This is a genomic window from Variovorax rhizosphaerae (assembly GCF_037889975.1).
Taxonomy (GTDB): Bacteria; Pseudomonadota; Gammaproteobacteria; order Burkholderiales; family Burkholderiaceae_C; genus Variovorax; species Variovorax rhizosphaerae.
Map to the genome: position 1 here is coordinate 185,906 of NZ_JBBKZT010000008.1, position 17,707 is coordinate 203,612.

Annotated in this window: 16 protein-coding genes; 10 read left to right on the top strand and 6 right to left on the bottom strand. The window is 66.3% G+C overall.

Annotation, left to right across the window (positions count from 1 at the left end):
- The first annotated feature begins 27 nt into the window (after positions 1-27).
- Genes WKW82_RS18345 through WKW82_RS18355 form a run of 3 tightly spaced genes read left to right on the top strand, consistent with a single transcriptional unit; the run spans position 28 to position 3,597 of the window.
- Positions 28-1,743 (top strand): FAD-dependent monooxygenase, encoded by a 1,716-nt coding sequence (locus WKW82_RS18345; RefSeq protein ID WP_340343753.1) that lies wholly within the window; start codon positions 28-30, stop codon positions 1,741-1,743.
- Positions 1,740-2,597 carry a fumarylacetoacetate hydrolase family protein gene (locus tag WKW82_RS18350; protein ID WP_340343754.1) on the top strand — a complete coding sequence of 286 codons (858 nt, stop codon included), beginning with the start codon at positions 1,740-1,742 and terminating at the stop codon, positions 2,595-2,597. Before WKW82_RS18345 ends, WKW82_RS18350 begins: the two co-directional genes overlap by 4 nt.
- 25 nt (positions 2,598-2,622) lie before the next feature.
- Positions 2,623-3,597: a Bug family tripartite tricarboxylate transporter substrate binding protein gene (locus WKW82_RS18355; RefSeq protein ID WP_340343755.1), complete on the top strand. Its 975-nt coding sequence runs from the start codon at positions 2,623-2,625 to the stop codon at positions 3,595-3,597.
- A gap of 60 nt (positions 3,598-3,657) precedes the next feature.
- Here WKW82_RS18355 and WKW82_RS18360 read toward each other — a convergent pair whose 3' ends face one another.
- The 5 genes from WKW82_RS18360 to ppk2 all read right to left on the bottom strand — a co-directional run bounded on the left by WKW82_RS18360 (position 3,658) and on the right by ppk2 (position 8,753).
- Positions 3,658-4,644, bottom strand: a complete 987-nt coding sequence (locus WKW82_RS18360; protein WP_340343756.1) for a Bug family tripartite tricarboxylate transporter substrate binding protein — start codon at positions 4,642-4,644, stop codon at positions 3,658-3,660.
- 22 nt (positions 4,645-4,666) lie between these two features.
- Positions 4,667-5,449: an alpha/beta fold hydrolase gene (locus tag WKW82_RS18365; protein ID WP_340343757.1), complete on the bottom strand. Its 783-nt coding sequence runs from the start codon at positions 5,447-5,449 to the stop codon at positions 4,667-4,669.
- Between the two features lie 122 nt (positions 5,450-5,571).
- Positions 5,572-6,651, bottom strand: a complete 1,080-nt coding sequence (locus WKW82_RS18370) for a GlxA family transcriptional regulator (protein WP_340343758.1) — start codon at positions 6,649-6,651, stop codon at positions 5,572-5,574.
- A gap of 10 nt (positions 6,652-6,661) precedes the next feature.
- Positions 6,662-7,726: an extracellular catalytic domain type 1 short-chain-length polyhydroxyalkanoate depolymerase gene (locus WKW82_RS18375; protein ID WP_340343979.1), complete on the bottom strand. Its 1,065-nt coding sequence runs from the start codon at positions 7,724-7,726 to the stop codon at positions 6,662-6,664.
- A 115-nt stretch (positions 7,727-7,841) separates the two neighbouring features.
- Positions 7,842-8,753, bottom strand: coding sequence for a polyphosphate kinase 2 (gene ppk2, locus WKW82_RS18380; protein ID WP_422823524.1), 912 nt, complete (start codon positions 8,751-8,753; stop codon positions 7,842-7,844).
- 282 nt (positions 8,754-9,035) lie between these two features.
- Here ppk2 and WKW82_RS18385 point away from each other — a divergent pair, with 282 nt between their 5' ends.
- The 7 genes from WKW82_RS18385 to WKW82_RS18415 all read left to right on the top strand — a co-directional run bounded on the left by WKW82_RS18385 (position 9,036) and on the right by WKW82_RS18415 (position 15,588).
- Positions 9,036-10,067: a transporter gene (locus WKW82_RS18385; protein WP_340343760.1), complete on the top strand. Its 1,032-nt coding sequence runs from the start codon at positions 9,036-9,038 to the stop codon at positions 10,065-10,067.
- A gap of 100 nt (positions 10,068-10,167) precedes the next feature.
- On the top strand, positions 10,168-11,022 hold the full coding sequence (locus WKW82_RS18390; protein ID WP_340343761.1) for a 3',5'-nucleoside bisphosphate phosphatase: 855 nt from the start codon (positions 10,168-10,170) through the stop codon (positions 11,020-11,022).
- Positions 11,023-11,114: 92 nt separating this feature from the next.
- Positions 11,115-12,053 (top strand): DMT family transporter, encoded by a 939-nt coding sequence (locus WKW82_RS18395; RefSeq protein WP_422823525.1) that lies wholly within the window; start codon positions 11,115-11,117, stop codon positions 12,051-12,053.
- Between the two features lie 192 nt (positions 12,054-12,245).
- Positions 12,246-12,881, top strand: coding sequence for an L-threonylcarbamoyladenylate synthase (locus WKW82_RS18400; protein WP_340343762.1), 636 nt, complete (start codon positions 12,246-12,248; stop codon positions 12,879-12,881).
- A 13-nt stretch (positions 12,882-12,894) separates the two neighbouring features.
- Positions 12,895-13,566 carry a site-2 protease family protein gene (locus WKW82_RS18405; protein ID WP_340343763.1) on the top strand — a complete coding sequence of 224 codons (672 nt, stop codon included), beginning with the start codon at positions 12,895-12,897 and terminating at the stop codon, positions 13,564-13,566.
- Positions 13,567-13,573: 7 nt separating this feature from the next.
- Entirely contained in the window at positions 13,574-14,902 is a 1,329-nt protein-coding gene (locus WKW82_RS18410) for a tryptophan--tRNA ligase (RefSeq protein WP_340343764.1), read from the top strand.
- Between the two features lie 74 nt (positions 14,903-14,976).
- The gene (locus tag WKW82_RS18415) at positions 14,977-15,588 is read left to right on the top strand and encodes a response regulator transcription factor (protein ID WP_340343765.1); all 612 of its coding nucleotides are present in this window, start codon (positions 14,977-14,979) and stop codon (positions 15,586-15,588) included.
- A gap of 361 nt (positions 15,589-15,949) precedes the next feature.
- On the opposite strand, the gene shkS is transcribed toward WKW82_RS18415, so the two are convergent.
- Entirely contained in the window at positions 15,950-17,386 is a 1,437-nt protein-coding gene (shkS, locus tag WKW82_RS18420) for a surface-behavior sensor histidine kinase ShkS (RefSeq protein ID WP_340343766.1), read from the bottom strand.
- Positions 17,387-17,707 lie beyond the last annotated feature (321 nt).

Below are 17,707 nucleotides of genomic sequence, written 5' to 3' on the forward strand. Positions count from 1 at the left end.
CCACGTTCACCCCCAAGGAGACAAGACATGGAAACAAGACAAGCACCTCGCATCCTGATCGTCGGCGCCGGCCCGGCCGGCCTGGCGCTGGCCATCGAACTCGGCCAGCGTGACATCCCCTGCCTGCTCATCGAGCGCAACGACCGCGTCGGCTATGCGCCCCGCGCCAAGACAACCAATGTGCGAACCCGCGAACACCTTCGCCGCTGGGGCATTGCCGACAAGCTGCGCGCCGCGTCGCCGCTGGGTGTCGACTACCCGTCGAACATCGTCTTCTGCACCCGCCTGAATGGCCCGGCCCTCGCGCGCATCGAGAACGCGATGTACTGCGCGCCGGGCAAGAACCCCCTGTACTCCGAGCATGCGCAGTGGATTCCGCAGTATTCGGTGGAAGAAGTCATGCGCGCACATGTGCAGACGCTGCCTTGCGTGGAACTGCGCTTCAGCACCGAATTGCTGGGCTTCACGCAGGACGACCGCGGCGTGGTCGCGCAGTTGAAGAACCTCGCGGACGGAACCAGCTTAGAAGTCGCCTGCGACTACCTCGTCGGTGCCGACGGCGCGCGCAGCACGGTGCGCACCGCGATCGGCGCGAAGATGCACGGCACCTACGGGCTCTCGCGCAACTACAACGTGGTGTTCCGCGCACCGGGCCTGGCGCAGGCCCACGCGCATGGCCCGGCCATCATGTATTGGCAGATCAACGGCGACGCGCCGAGCCTCATCGGCCCGATGGACAGCGGCGACAAGTGGTTCTTCATGCCCACGCAAATGGCCTCGGACCAGAAGCTCAACAACGACGAAGCCGCCGCGCTGATCCGCAAGGCCACCGGCCTGGCCGACCAGGCGATCGAGGTGCTGAGCACCGACGAATGGGTCGCCAGCCGCCTCATCGCCGACAAGTACAGCGACCGCCGCGCCTTCCTCATCGGCGACGCCTGCCACCTGCACCCGCCCTTCGGCGGCTACGGCATGAACATGGGCGTGGCCGACGGCGTCGACCTGGGCTGGAAGATCGCGGCCGTGCTGCAAGGCTGGGGCGGGCGGGCGCTGCTCGACAGCTACGAGCAGGAACGCCGGCCCGTGCACGACTTCGTCATGGACGAGGCGGTGGCCAATCATTCGGTGCTGGGCAACCAGCTCTGGCAGGAAGGCCTGGAAGATGCGACCGATGCCGGCACACGGCTGCGCAGCGAAGTCGGCAAGCGCATCGCGGTCGCCAAGCTGCGCGAGTTCAACACGCTGGGCGTGGTGCTCGGCTACCGCTACGACGGCTCGCCGGTGATCGTCCCGGACGGCACCGAGGCCCCCGCGCACGACTTCCTCAACTACGTGCCGACGGCGCGCCCCGGTGCGCTGGCGCCGCATGCCTGGCTGCACGACGGTTCGTCGCTCTACGACCACTTCGGTCGCGGCTTCACGCTGCTGGCCTCGCACGACGCGGACGCTGCCGTGCTCGCGCAAGCTGAGGCCGCCGCCCGCATGACCGGCGTCCCGCTCAAGGTCCTGCAGCCGCAGGAACGCGTGATCAAGCAGCTCTACGAAGCACGCTACACGTTGATCCGCCCTGACCAGCACGTCGCTTGGCGCGGCGATGCATGGCCCGTCGGCGATGTGCTCCTGACCGCCACCGGCCAACCCGTTGCCAGCAGCGCGCCCCAACACAAGCGCACCGGCAAAGCCACGCCGATGTCCAACGACTTCATCACCCCATTCGAAACCGCCACCGGAGACACCCCATGAGATTCATCGCATTCACCAACGACCACGGCCAGCCGGCGCTGGGCGCCCGCATCGGCGACGAGCTGGTCGACCTCACCGCCCTCGGCCTGCCCGCATCGCTCGACGAGTTGCTGCGCCAGGGCGAGGCCGGCATGCAGGCCGCGCGCGACGCCATCGCCAGCGCCACCACGCGCAGCCCGATCGCAGGCCTCCAGTACCTGCCGCCCGTGCTCAATCCGGCCAAGGCCTTCGCCATCGGCCTGAACTACATCGACCATGCCGCGGAAAACAACTTCGACCCGCCGAAGCACCCGGTGGTGTTCCAGCGCTACGTCTCTTCGTGGGTCGGCCATGAGTCCCCGCTGCAGCGTCCCAAGGTGTCGACACAGTTCGACTACGAGGCCGAACTGGTCGCCGTGATCGGCAAGGGCGGGCGCTACATCCCGAAGGAAGAGGCGCTCGATCACGTCGCCGGCTACTCGCTCTTCAACGACGGCTCCATCCGCGACTACCAGTTGCGCACCAATCAGTGGACGCTGGGCAAGAACTTCGACAACAGCGGCTCCTTCGGCCCGGAGTTCGTCACCGCGGACGAAGTGCCCGCCGGCGCATCGGGCCTGCAACTGACCTGCCGCCTGAACGGCAGGGTGCTGCAGGACGCCAACACGCGCGACATGATCTTCGACGTGGCCACGCTGGTGTCGGCCTGCTCCGAAGCGATGGCGCTGCAGCCTGGCGACATCATCATCACCGGCACGCCCTCGGGCGTGGGCCTGGCGCGCAAGCCGCAGGTCTGGATGAAGCCGGGCGACGTGTGCGAAGTCGAGATCGAAGGCCTCGGCGTGCTGCGCAATGCGATCGTCGACGAAGCCTGAAGCAAAGAACAAAAGGAGACAAGCCATGACCGGCAAAAGCCTTCTCGCCATCGCCCTCCTCGCCCTGGCCTCGGCCGCCAGCGCAGAAGCCCCCGCGGGCCTGAGCCCTGGCCCGGTGCGCATCACCAGCACGCTGCCCACCGGCAGCGGCCCCGACACGGTGGCCCGCGTCATCGCCGAGAAGATGCAGGCCAAGTGGGGCCGCGCCGTCGTGGTCGATGCCAAGCCGGGCGGCGCGGGTGTCGTCGCCATCAACGTCGTGAAGAGCGCCCCGCCCACGGGCAATGACCTGGTCGTGACGGACGTCGGCAACCTGTCGATCAACCCGCTGATCTTCAAGAAGCTCGCCTATGACCCGGAGAAGGACCTGACCCCGGTCGCGCTGCTCTACAAGACCGCCTTCTTCATCACGGTGAGTGCCGATGGTCCGTTCAAGACCTTGAAGGACCTGCTCGCCGCGACGGCCGGCAAGGGCAAGCCGATCACCTACGGCTCGAACGCGGTGGGCGGCCCGATCCACCTGGCCTCGGCGCGCCTGGAAGGCGCCCTGGGCGTCGAGATGACCCATGTGCCCTACAAGGAAACGTCGCAGCTCTACGCGGCCGTATCGACCGGCGAGGTGGACTGGGCCTTCGGCAGCATCGCCACCGCCGGCCCGCTCGTGCGTTCCAGCAAGTTGCGCTTCCTGGCCATTGCCGACAGCGCGCGTTCTCCGGCCATGCCCGACGTGCCGACGCTTGCCGAAGCCGGCGCCCCCAAGGGCATCGATGCACTCACATGGGTCGCGCTGATGGCCCCGCGCGCAACGCCCGCAGCCACCGTCGGCGAGATCAACAAGGCCGTCAACGATGCGCTCGTGCAGCCCGACGTGAAGGAGCGCTTCGCGACCTTCGGCTTCATCGCCAGCCCCGGCCCCGCGCAGCAGGTGACGGACCTGATGCAGGGTGACCGCGCCCGCTATGCCGAAGTGTTGAAGCGCGTGAAAGTCTCTGTCGACTGACCCTCCTCCCGCAACTCAGCTTCGCCCGCCCCTGGCTGTCGCCACGGGCGGGCGTTTCGTTTACTGCGGCGTCACCCCCATCTCCCGGATCAGCGGCGGCACCACCGCGACCTCCGCCGCGTACTGTTGCGCGAACTCCGATGGCGAATTCCCGATGGCCGTGAAGCCGGCCTCCGCCAGGTACTTCTGCAACGAGGGCTCGCGCACCGCGGCCTGCACCGCCTCCGAAAGCTGGTCGCGAATCACAGGGTCGAGCTTTGCCGGCGCCACCAGCCCGGCCCAGATCTCGTTGGTGAACACGAAGCCCTTGAAGCCCGCCTCGGCGAAGGTCTGCACGTTGGGCAACAACGGCGAGCGGCGCGGACCGACCACGGCGAGTGCCTTCAGCTTGCCGTCGGCAATCAGCGGCGCCGCGAGATTGGGCCCCGTGAAGGTCATGCCAATCTGGTTGCCCAACACGTCCTGCAGCGCAGGCGGGGAGCCGCGGTACGGCACCTCCGTGAGCTTCACGCCGGCCTGGCGCGCCATCGACTCCATGACCTGCGCAGGCAAGGTGCCCGGGCCCCATGAGCCGTAGGGCATGGCGCCGCCTGCCTTGATGCCCGCGATCAACTCGGCCAGGTTGTTGGCCTTGACGCTGGGATGCGCCACCAGCACCGGCCCGTTGGCCGCGACCTTGCTGATGAAGGCGAAGTCCTTGCGCGGGTCATAAGGCAGCGAACTTAGCACCGCCAGCGCGCCGATCAACGGGTCGCCGGTGGTGAACAGCAAGGTGTAGCCATCGGCTGACGCACGCGCCACTTCAGCGGCAGCAATCGAGCCGACCGCACCCGGCTTGTTGTCGATGACGATGGGCTGCCCCAGGCGCGTCACGAGCAACTCGGAGAGCTTGCGCGCGATGGCATCGATCGGCGAGCCTGCCGGCGACGGCACCAGCCAGCGGATCGGCTTGGTGGGATAGCGCGCCTGCGCCATGGACGGCTTGATGCCCAGTGCCATCGACAGCGGCAAGGCGCCGGCAGCCACGAAATTGCGTCGATTCAACATGATGATTTCCTTGGGTGTGTGATCAAGCCGGATGGCGACGCGCGAAGAACTCGCCGACGACGCGATTGAAATGCTCGGGTTCCTCGAAGTAAGCCGAGTGCGCCGATTGCGGAAAGTCGTAGAGCTCCGCGCCGGGGATGAGCGTCGCCACATGCTTGTGGCTGTCGGGCGTGAGGAAGAAGTCGAGCGCGCCGCCCATCATCAGCGTCGGCACCTGGTACCCGGCGAAGTCCTGCGGATGCACCTTGACCACGTCGTCCTGCATGCGGCGCGCGTCGAAGGGTTGATTGAGCACGCGGATCTGGTCGTAGAGGAACTTCATCTCGGGGTGACGTTCGATGAAGTGCGGCGCCAGGAAGCCGGTCGCCACGCCGCGGCCCGCGCGGTTCATGAAGCGCTCGCCCGATTCGTAGAGCACCTTCCAGTTCTCCTCGGAGTACGCCGGCGTCGGCGAGCCGGTCAGCACCAGCGCGGCCACGCGTTCCGGGTGCCTGGCCGCGAGCGGCAAGCCCGCCCACGCACCGAGCGACTGGCAAACGAAGGCCGCCTTGTCGATGCCCTCCGCATCGAGGATGGCGCGCATGTCGTCGGGGAAGTATTTCGGATGCACCTGCGCGTCCGGGCACTTCGAATTCTTGAAGCCACGCAAGTCCACCGTGATGACGCGGTAGTCCTTGGCGAAGTGCGGCACCTGCTGGAACCACGAGAGCGAATTGCCGCCGCCTCCGTGCACGAAAACGATGGGACGGCCTTCGCCGTGGACTTCGTAATAGATCTTGATGCCGCCTGAATCAGCGTAGGCCATGAGGTTCGCTCCGGGGTTGCTTGGGGTGGCTCCACTGTAGGAAGCCGACCGCTCGCAGGGGGGCGAAAAACAGCCAACGTCGGTGCAGATCCGGACAGCGCTCGCGCAGTCGGATGCGACGCTCAGCCAGGCGGCTTGTCGTCTTCGAATTGCTCCAGCTTCCAGCGCGCACGCGGCGCACGCGTCGTGTAGCGGGTGCGGTGCGCCATCGGCGTCAGGCCGAACCGGCCCTTGAAGACGCGACGGAAGGCCGACACGTCGGCATAGCCGCAGTCATGCGCGATCTCCTCGACGGAGCGCAGCGTCACCTCCAGCCACATCTGCGCGCGCTTCATCCGGATGTCGGTCAGGAAGTCATGCGGCGAGATGCCCAAGTGCTGCTGGAACAGCCGGGCCAGGGTCCGTTCGCTGACCGCCGCATGCACGGCCGCGTCCTTGATCGTGAAGGACAGCTCGGCATGCGCGGACATCCACTGCACCGCGCGATACAACGGGCTGTCGCGCGTGATGCCGCTGACCTTGTCGAGCGGGATGCGCGACGCCACGAACTGGCGGGCCGGGTCGAACAGGAGCTTCTCGCGCGTGGCCTGCGCCAGCGGGTCCGCGCCCATGATCGACAGCAACCCCAGCACGCAGGCATGTGTCGACGCCGGCGTGCTGGCCAAGAGGATGCGATCGGCGGCACGGTGCATCTCGTCATTGGAGATATCCACGGCCGGAAAGGCGCGCGCAAAGCCCGACTGATAGCCCCATTGCACCGGCGCGCTCAATTTATCGAGCAGCCCCGCCGCGGCCACCAGCCAGACTCCCGTGCCCACGGCACAGATGAAGTGGCCTTCCGCCATCGCGGCGCGCAGCCGCTTCACGGTGGGCGCATTGGCTTCGACGCATTGCATCAACTGCGGCAGCGTGATCATCTCCAGCGGCGGTATGAAAGTGCCGCGCACGCGCATCGGGTCGGTCGACCAGCGCAACTCCTCGTCGGAACGGTAGACGGGCGCCTGCAGCGCAAGCTGCACGCCGTGCTCATCGAACAGACGCCACGCCACCGCGCCTTCGAAGTTGCGGCCATCGCGGCTGCGCGCGATGCCGTTCACCGCACGGAAGGAATCGATGGCCGAATGGACCGCGCCATGCAGGGCATCCGTCGGCAGGTGAAGGTCGATGCAGATCGGCGGGTTGTTGTCTGGAGTGGCATCCACGGCGGATGTTTTACAGCACCGGCGTGCGCGGCGCACCGCCCCTGAAGGCCCGCGCCGCAAACGCCCACACCAGCTTCGACGCATCCGGCCCACCCGCATCGCTGAACGCCAGCCGCGACGCGCCACCGCTCCACGCATGCCCCAGCGACTCGACCTGGTACAGCGTGACGCAGATGCGCCCCGATCGCTTGAAGTCCGTCACGCGCGCCGGATAGCGCTTCCCGCGTTGCAACAGCCGCTCGACACCCGGCCGCGCGCCGGTGGCCGTGGCCCACACCGCCGCCGCATTGGCCGCGTTGCTGGCCGCGACCACCGCATCGTGGTCGCCATGCAGCACCAGCATCGGCGGCAGCGTCGTGCCCACCGCTGCCGCGCCGAAGGCCTTGCCAACAGCCACAGCCGGCACCAACGGCACGCGCCGCCCGCTCATCGCGCCGATGGCCGTTGCGCTCGACCGCGCCGCACCCGGCGCCACGCCGGAGTGCATGGCCACGGCGGCGAAGCGTGTCGGATAGCGCGTGGCCAACAGCGCCGCCATCCCTGCTCCGGCTGACAGCCCCGCCACCGCCACGCGCTCGCGATCGACCGGGTACAGCAGGCTGACCTGGTCCAGCGCCGCCATCAAGGTCGCGGCCTCGCGGTCGGCCTGGCCGGAGCGCGTGTCGTACCAGTTCCAGCAGCCTTGGGGATGGTGCAGCCTGTCCTGCTCCGGGTAGAGCACCATGAAGCCTTCGCGCGCGGCAAGTCGGTTCATGCGGGTGCTCGCGGCGAAGTCGCGGCCGGTCTGGCCGCAGCCGTGCAGCATCACCATCAGCGGCATCTTTTCGCCGGGGGCCATCGCCATGTGCGGCTTGAACAGGTGATAGCCGCGCGTGCCGCCCGGCCCCATCGCCATGCCCGTCAGCCAGTCCCCGGCGCCGGGTGGCGGCTTGAGTTGCCGCTCGGTGGCGCGCGCCACTTCCTTGCCCACCTGCTTCGCCAGGCGCTTGCTGGTGCCCATCGCAGCCTTGGTCAGCGCCTTGAGGTTGCGCTGGTAGGCCCGCGTGAGGGCGGAGGAAGAAGATCGACGCGCCACATGCCCACCGTAGCAGCTTCCGCGCCTCAACGGCGTTCCGCTATGGTTCGGATAGCACGCCGCGCCCGAACGACGGGCGTTTGCTCCGGATTGCACCGGAAGGATTTGCTCAATCTCAATAGATGTCCGGCACGTACATCTCCGCCGGCACCGGCTGGCGCAGGTAGTCCGCATTGCGCACCCGCGGCGGCAGCACCACGGGTGCATGCGGCACCTCTTCATACGGAAGCTGCCCAAGCAGGTGCGTGATGCAGTTGAGCCGCGCGGACTTCTTGTCCACGGCCTGCACCACCCACCACGGCGCCTCGGAGATGTGCGTGCGCTCCAGCATGATCTCCTTGGCCTTGGTGTATTCCTCCCAGCGGCGGCGGCTTTCCAGGTCCATCGGGCTCAGCTTCCATTGCTTGAGCGGGTCGTGGATGCGGCCGAGGAAGCGCATGTGCTGCTCCTCGTCGGTGATGGAGAACCAGTACTTGATCAGCGTGATGCCCGATCGCACCAGCATGCGCTCGAACTCCGGCACCGAACGGAAGAACTCCTCGTACTCCTCGTCGGTGCAGAAGCCCATCACGCGCTCGACGCCGGCGCGGTTGTACCAGCTGCGGTCGAACAGCACCATCTCGCCCGCGGCCGGCAGATGCGACACATAACGCTGGAAGTACCACTGCGTGCGCTCGCGATCGTTCGGCGCCGGCAATGCGGCAACACGGGCCACGCGCGGATTGAGCCGCTGGGTGATGCGCTTGATCACGCCGCCCTTGCCGGCCGCATCGCGCCCCTCGAACAGGATCACCACCTTCTGCCGCGTGTGCTGAACCCAGTCCTGCAGCTTGACCAGTTCACCCTGCAGGCGAAACAGTTCCTTGAAGTAGTGCTGGCGCGCGGCCTTGTCGGTGCCGACGGGCGCGCCGTCCTCGTCGATCTCGCGGTCCTCGATCTCCAGTTCCAGTTCTTCGTCGTAGCTGTCGATCAGGTCGCGCGCGATGCGGTCCATGAGGGCATCGTGGTCTTGCAGGGTGGCGGGCATCGTCGTCATGGCGGTTTCTCCGGAAAGTCGCAGGCGCACAGGGCGCGCCGATGCACCATCCTGATGGCGCCGCATGACCGATTGATGACAGACAAGGCCGCAAACGCCCGCCGTCACACCACTGTCACCGTACCGTCACGCTGCGGCGAGAGGATTGGGCAGCCTGCCGGAACATGTTGCGCAGCCCCGGACATGGCTGGAGTCCCAACGCCGCCGCCGTCCGTGCGTCCGTCGGGCTCGCTGCACTTGCTCTTCACCCAACGTTTCTGATGTCGTCCCGCCTTGCCCCTGTTCCATGAACTCGCCGCCGCCAACTACGGCGGCGATGAAGCCGGCCTGATCTGCGGCTATCTCTTCGACGCCAGCTCGGGCGAGCCGTCGCTCGAAGTCGATTCGGCGCGAGCCGCGCAATGGCTTGGCGCGGCGGCGCAAGCGCCAACCGGCGCCTACCTCTGGCTGCACTTCAACCTCAGCCATGCCCAGGCCGAGCGCTGGCTCATCCGCCACGCCGCCCTGCCCGACACCTTCTACGAAGCGCTGCGCGACGGCCTGCATTCGACCCGCATCGAGCGCGCCGACGATGCGCTGGTGGCCGTCATCAACGACCTGCATTTCGAGTTCGGCTTCGAACCCTCCGACATCTCGACCTTGTGGATCGGCGTCGGCCCGCGCCTCGTGGTCACCGCGCGCACCAAGCCCTTGCGCTCGGTCGACGCATTGCGCACGGCGGTCAAAGCGGGCGACGCGCCGCGCTCCACCACGGAACTGCTCGAGCACCTGCTGCGCACGCAGGCCGAGGTGCTGATGAACATCGTGCGCGACGTCACCACGCGCATCGACGAGATCGAAGACAAGCAACTCGCCGGCCGCCTCGACCACAAGCGCGTGCGCCTGGGCGCGCAACGCCGACTGCTGGTGCGCTTGCAACGTCTTCTGGCGCCCGAGCCGGCCGCCCTGTTCCGCCTGCTGCAGCGTCCGCCCGCCTGGATGACCAGCAACGACGCGGACGAGCTGCGCAGCGCGACCGAGGAGTTCTCCCTCGTGCTGCACGACATGCAGGCCCTGCAGGAACGCATCAAGCTGCTGCAGGAGGAAATCGCGGCCAACGTCAACGAGGACAACAACCGCAGCTTGTTCGTGCTGACCGTGGTCACGGTGCTGGCGCTGCCGATCAACATCATGGCCGGCCTCTTCGGCATGAACGTCGGCGGTATCCCGCTGGCCGAACACAAGCACGGCTTCTGGATCGTGGTGGCCATCATCGCCAGCTTCACCGGCCTCGCGGCTTGGCTCGCATTGCGCAAGAAGCGCTGAAATCGCCAGTGCACGGCCCTTCATTGCTATATTTTTCATAGCGTATGGCATAGCGGCCATGCGCCCTGCACGCTCATTCGATCCGAAATAGAATCGAAGCGTGCCCTCCATCCTCAACGCCGATCTTCATTGCCACTCCGTGGTATCCGACGGCACCCTGACCCCCGAAGCGCTCGCCGAGCGCGCCGCGGCCAACGGTGTCGAACTCTGGGCCCTGACGGACCATGACGAGATCGGCGGCCAGCACCGCGCCCGCGCCGCGGCCCATGCCAACGGCATGAAGTACCTCACCGGCACCGAGATCTCCGTCACCTTCGCCAACGAGACCGTGCACATCGTCGGCCTCGGCTTCGACCCGGACGACGAAGGCATGAAGAAGGGCCTGATCGCGACGCGCGGCGGCCGTGGCGAACGGGCGCAGGAAATGTCAGAAGGCCTGGCCAAGGTCGGCATCCATGGCGCTTACGAAGGCGCGCTCAAGTTCGTCGGCAACCCGGAATTGATCTCGCGCACCCACTTCGCACGCTTCCTGGTCGAGAACGGCCACTGCAAGGACACGCACGAGGTCTTCCGCAAGTTCCTCACCGAGGGCAAGCCCGGCTTCGTGCCGCACCGCTGGGCCACGCTGAAGGACGCGGTGCACTGGATCACCGCCGCCAAGGGCATCGCCGTGGTCGCGCACCCGGGCCGCTACAAGTTCACCGCCAACGAGGAATACGCGCTGTTCCTCGAATTCAAGGCCCATGGCGGCCAGGCGATCGAAGTCGTCACTGGCAGCCACTCCGCGGCCGAGTACGTCGAGTACGCCGACAAGGCACTCGAATTCGGCTTCGCGGCCTCGCGCGGCAGCGACTTCCACAGCCCCGACGAAAGTCACATCGACCTCGGCAAGCTCCCCCTGTTGCCCGGCAAGCTCACGCCGGTCTGGGAGTTGCTGGAAGACAGAATCCAGTGAGCGCGCCCCAGCGCACGGCAATCGCGACAGCGCGGCCGGTCAAGGGCACGGAGCCGCTCGAAGGGGGTCAGGCAACGGGCGAAGTCGTCAACCTGTCCGCCGCCACGCCACGCGTGCCGCAGCCGCAGCCGCAGCGTGACCGCGAGTCGGAGCGCATCCTCGGCGCGATCGGCCTGGTGCTGCTCGCCATCGCCTGCTTTGCCACGCTCGACACCGCCACCAAGATTTCCGTCACCGCCGTTCCGGTGCTGATGGGCGTGTGGTTCCGCTATGCCTTTCAGGCCGTCGCCACCACCGCCGTGCTGCTGCCGCTGCACGGCACCACGCTGTTGCGCACCGCCCAGCCCGGCTACCAGGTGCTGCGCGGCGCGTTGCTGCTGGTCACCAGCGTGCTTGCCTTCCTCAGCCTGCGCTACATGCCGCTGGCGGAATTCACCGCCATCGTGCTGATCGCGCCGCTGGCCGTCACGCTGCTGGCCGCCACCACGCTCAAGGAGCATGTGTCGCCGCTGCGCTGGGCGCTGGTCGCGGGCGGCTTTGCCGGCACGCTGGTCATCCTGCGCCCGGGCGGCGGCACCTTCAGCTGGGCCATCCTCTTGCCGATCGGCCTGGTGCTCACAAATGCCTGCTTCCAGGTGCTGACCAGCAAGCTCGCGCGCACCGAGAACCCGCTGACCATGCACTTCTACACCGGCTGGGTCGGCACGCTGATCGCATCGATTCCGCTGCCTTTCGTCTGGACTGCGCTGCCCTCGTGGCAGTGGTGGGCGCTGCTGCTGATGATGGGCCTCGGCGGCACCGTCGGCCACTTCCTGCTGATCCTGGCCTACCAACGCGCACCGGCTTCGACGCTCACGCCCTACCTCTACGCGCAGATCGCCTTCGCCATGCTCGGCGGCTGGGTCATGTTCTCGCACATCCCCGACAACGTCTCGCTGATCGGCATGGGCATGATCGCGGCCTGTGGCGCGGCCGGCGCCTGGCTCACGGTGCGCGAGCGGCGCATTCCGATCGAGCCGGCGGAGTCATGACGCAGCCTTAGAGTGCTGTCCGGCAAACAGCTGCGCGAGATGAAATCGATGCCATTCGTGCCAGGACAAGGCGCAAACCACAGCGATACGAGCAGGTATCACGAGGATTTGCAACGCCGCCATGGCACCAAAGGCGCGATTTCATGCGCAGCTATTTGCGGGACAACACGCTAGCCTGAGCAAGAATCTTCCATGGCCCAGTATTTCGAAGTCCACCCCGACAACCCGCAGCCGCGCCTGCTGAAGCAGGCCGCCGCGCTGCTCTCGCGCGGCGAGATCGTCGCCGTGCCCACCGACTCCAGCTACGCGCTCGTCTGCCACCTCGACGACAAGGACGCGGTCGACAAGCTGCGCCGCATCCGCCAGGTCGACGACAAGCACCACCTCACCCTGCTCTGCCGCGACCTCAGCGAGCTGTCCAACTACGCGCGCGTCGACAACAAGCAGTACCGCCTGCTGAAGGCCGCCACGCCCGGCGCCTACACCTTCCTGCTCGAAGCCACCAAGGAAGTGCCGCGCCGCGTGAGCCATCCGCAGCGCAAGACCATCGGCCTGCGCGTGCCCGACTGCACCGTGCTGTGCGAACTGCTGGCCCTGCATGGCGAGCCGCTGCTGGCGACCACGCTCATCCCGCCCGGCGAGACCGAGCCCATGAACGACGCGCAGGAAATCCGCGACCGTTTCGAAAAGCAGATCGGCGCCGTCATCGATGCAGGCGCCTGTCCTTCCGAACCCACCACCGTGGTCGACCTCACGCCGATGGGCGCGGGCGACGACCCGGTGCTGGTGCGACGCGGACGCGGCCCCTTGGGCGTGCTGGGCCTCTGAGACAATCCCACGGGTGGATATACCTAACCTGATTCAAACCGTCCTGATCTACGCCTTGCCGGTGTTGTTCGCGATCACGGTTCACGAGGCCGCGCATGGTTATGCAGCGCGCTATTTCGGCGACAACACGGCGTGGGCGATGGGCCGCATCACGTTGAATCCGCTCAAGCACATCGACCCGATCGGCACCATCCTGATGCCGCTGATGTTGTACTTTGCTACCTCCGGGTCCTTCCTCTTCGGCTACGCCAAGCCGGTGCCGGTGAATTTCGGTGCTCTGCGCCATCCCAAGCGCGACATGGTCTGGGTCGCGCTCGCGGGGCCCGCCTCGAACTTCGTGCAGGCGCTGTTCTGGTACTTGGTGCTGGTCGCGATGGCCGCCACCGGCATCCAGGAAGAATTCTTCATCGGCATGGCGCGGGCTGGCATATTGGTCAACCTGGTGATGTGGGCCTTCAACCTGTTCCCGCTCCCGCCGCTGGATGGTGGACGCGTCCTGGCCGGTCTGCTGCCGCGCGGCGGGGCGCAGGAACTCCTCGCGCGCATCGAACCCTTCGGCTTCTTCATCGTGATGGGGCTGGTGCTTGCGGGCATCGTCAGCAAGTATTGGCTGAGCCCGCTCATGGATGTCGGCTACACCGTCATTCGCGCCGTGTTCAGCCCCCTTGTCTCATTGCTCAGCTAGTCTTTCCATGGCGACGACTCCCTCCCCCCTGCGCGTCCTCACCGGCATCACCACCTCCGGCACGCCGCACCTCGGCAACTACGTCGGCTCGATCCGCCATTCGGTGCGCCAGAGCGTCGCGCCCGGCGTCGAGACCTTCTTCTTCCTCGCCGACTACCACGCCCTCATCAAGGTCAACGACCCGGCCCTGATCCAGCGCTCCACGCTGGAAATCGCCGCCAGCTGGCTGGCCTGCGGCCTCGACCCCGAGCGCGTCACCTTCTACCGCCAGTCCGACATCCCCGAGATCCCCGAGCTGACCTGGTTCCTCACCTGCGTCACCGGCAAGGGCCTGCTCAACCGCGCCCATGCCTACAAGGCCTCGGTCGACAAGAACACGGCCAGGGGCGACGACCCCGATGCCGACGTGAGCGCAGGCCTGTTCATGTACCCCGTGCTGATGGGCGCGGACATCCTGATGTTCAACGCGCACCAGGTGCCGGTGGGCCGCGACCAGATCCAGCACATCGAGATGGCCCGCGACATGGGCCAGCACTTCAACCACCTCTACGGCGAGCACTTCACGTTGCCCGAGGCGCTCATCGACGACGCCGTCGCCACCTTGCCCGGCCTCGACGGCCGCAAGATGAGCAAGAGTTACGGCAACACGATCCCGCTGTTCGCGCCGCGCGCGCAATTGCAGAAGCAGATCGCCAGCATCGTCACCGACTCGCGCGCACCGGGCGAGCCCAAGGACACGGAAGGCTCCGCGCTGTTCCAGATCTATCAGGCCTTCGCCGACGAACACGAGACCGACGCCCTGCGCAAGGCCTATGCCGACGGCATCGGCTGGGGCGATGCCAAGCAAGTGCTGTTCGAACGCATCGATCGCGAGATCACGCCGCTGCGCGAACACTACGAAGCCCTGATGAAGGACCCCGCGCGCATCGAGACCACGCTGCTCGCCGGTGCAGCCAAGGCACGCGCGCTCTCCCAACCGTTCATGGGGCGACTCCGCCATGCCGTGGGCCTGCGCAACCTCGGGGCCGGGCAGCAGGCCGCGGGCAAGACCAAGTCCGCGAAGACCACCGCCTTGCCCAGCTTCAAGCAGTACCGCGAAAGTGACGGCCAGTTCTATTTCAAGCTGCTGGATGCGCGTGGCGAATTGCTGCTTCAGAGCCTGGCCTTCGCCACGCCGCAGGAAGCCGGCAAGGCCATCGGCCTGTTGCAGCGTGAGCGCGGCGCGGCGCTGCCCGCCTTGGTCGACCACCTGCCGCCATTGCCCACCGAAACCGCCAATGCTGTAGTCGAAGCACTCAATGTATTAGCCAATTCTGGCGAAGATAAGAAGAAATAGCTATTTTTTAGGCGCACTTAAACGCCGTAATTGAGGTAGTGCTCAAACCAATGCCCACGTACACTTGACGCATCATGAGCATTTACGTAATAGACGACCACCCCCTGATGCGTGACGCAATCGTCATGGTGCTAAGGCGCCTGCGCCCGGCCGAAAACATTGTGGAGCTCGACCGGCTCGACAAATTGGCAAATGCTGTCAAGCAGCATGGCAAACCCGACCTCTTTTGCCTTGACCTGAAACTGCCTGACATCACGGGCGTGTCGGGCGTGGTTTCGGTCAAGCAGCTGTACCCCGATGTACCGATCGCCGTGTACTCCGCCTCGCCCGCGGCCGATATGGAAGAAGCCTGCATCGAGGCCGGCGCTGACATCTACATCGAGAAGTCCGCCGGCTCCAGCGAACTCGCCGCCGCACTCCGCGGCCTGCTGATGGCCGACACGGAATCCGAAGAAAGCGCAGCTGCCAGCGCCAACACCGGCAAGCTGTCCAAGCGCCAGACCCAGCTGATTGCCATGCTCGACAAAGGCATGAGCAACCGCGAGATTGCCAACGAACTCGACATCAGCGAGCACACGGTCAAGGTCCACCTGTGGCGCCTGTTCCGCAGGCTTGGCGTGAAAAGCCGCACGCAGGCGCTGCACCACGCACGCAGCCACGGCCTGCTTTCTTCCGGCGCCATCTAACTGGAACTCACCCCGGTCGCCGCGCACTTTCCTGCGGCGACTCCCCTTCCGGGGGCGCCTGCGGCCGGCCAGGCCCGGCTTCATGGCGCAGCCCCCAACTCCAAGCTCACGCATTGCCCTGGTCGCGACGCCGAGCGGATGCCCGCCCGCGGCAACGTTCATCGCCGAAGGCGTGAAGGCATCGCAACGCGTACGGCAGCCACGATGTCGATTTGTCGATCCATGAAGCGGTACCGTTCACCCCGCTTGTGACGGCGAAAGCGGCCGCAGAGGCTCAACAATTGCGCAAGGCGCCATGGATGCCGGCGCCAACGCCAAGGGTCAGTGTCCGCCGCAGAAGGACCGAAAGGCCCGTGCCCTCTCAACCCACCGAGCCCGAGATCCGGGTCTGCGCTTGCGATTCGTCCGCGTCGTGAAGGGCGACACGGAACACGCTGCCACGACCCAGTCTTGAGCGGACGCTGATCGGATGCCCCAGCGCGTGCGACAGGCGTGCGACGATGGCCAGGCCCAGGCCGAAGCCATCCGATGTGCCCGCGTGATCGGCCACCTTGTAGAACTCCAGGAACACGTCGCGCAGGTGCTCGCGCGCAATGCCGATACCTGTGTCCCACACCTCGATCCGCACGCCCTCGGGCGTGGCACGCGACGCCAGCAGCACACCCCCCTCGGCCGTGTACTTGATCGCATTGGCCAGCAGGTTGCCGATCATCCGCCGCACGCGAATTGGATCGGTCAGCACCGCCCCCCCGGTGGAGTGCACCCGAAAGCGCAGGCCCTTGGACTCGGCCACCGGACGGTATTGCAACTCGAGGTCATGCAGCAGTTGCGTGATGTCGACCCGCTCGATGTGCAGGCGCACCTGGCCGGAGTCGATGCGGGCCAGGTCGAACAGCGAGTCGAACAGGGCATTGACCGCATGCGTCGCCCGCACGATCTTCGGCGCGATCTCCTCGACCAGATCGGGCTCGTTGCGCAGCCAGTCCGCGTACAGCGACAAGGCCAGCACCGGCTGGCGCATGTCGTGCGCGGCGCTGGCCAGGAAGCGATTCTTCATCGCGACGGCCGACACCGCGGCCTGCCGTTGCTGCGTCAACGAATTGATGAGGATGTGGTTGTGGAACAGCAGCTCGAAGCTGTTGCGCGAGGTCTCGTGAATGCGCTTGCCGGCGCGCAACAGCAACCACCAGTGCAGCACCGGCAACAAGAGGAAACCGTAGCTGAAATGCAGCTCGACAAAGCGCAACTGCACCACGCGCAAGACCAGCGCCGCCATCATCGTGATGAACAGCGTGTTCACGTAGCGCTGCAGCAGCGGCGGATGCAAGGCCAGCCCGTTCAACGGAAAGGTCGCGACACCCGCCACCATGAGCCAGCACATGAACTGGCTGACCACTGGAACGCGCTCGAAAAAGATCAATACCGAAAGGCCCCAGGCAAAGGCACTTGCGCTCCACAGGTACCGATAGCGGTAGACGAAGCGCTCCTGCGACGCGGCATCCGTCTCGGCGAAGCGCAGCGCATAGAGCCGCTCGCCCCAGACCCGGCAGCCTGTCGCGGCGATGCCGATGGCCAACCAGGCGACGAGTTGCCAGGTCGGCACATAGCCCCAGCACAGGCTGACCATCGCCGGCATCAACGCAGCGCCGAACAGGTGCGAGCCGCGCGCCGAGCGCATCAGGCTGCGGATCAGTTCGCCACGAACCCACGGCTCGGCCTCATCTGCCGTGGCAGGTGCCGGCGTCAGGCTGGCAAAGGAGGCACTGCCAAGCCCGGCGAAGGTTGATCCTCCTCTCATGACGAAACCCTGTTCAATTCGACGGCCCACAAAAAAGCCCCGATGAGGGGGCCCTTGGTAACGGCACAAAAACAGCCCACTAATACCATGGTTCTCTTGTGCAAATCGCGGAGCATTTCATCAAGTTTAACGCTGGGACAGCATGTGCAACAAAGGCAAAACGAGATGTTCGGCGCGCAATGTGCGAATTGCCCAGGGGGCCGTCAGGCGAAAGAATTCACTTGGGGCGATTGAGTTCGTGCTGCGCAAACAGGCACAAAAAAGCCCGCTGCAGCGTGAGCTGGCGGGCTTTTAGGGAATTGCGACGGTGGCATCGCATTT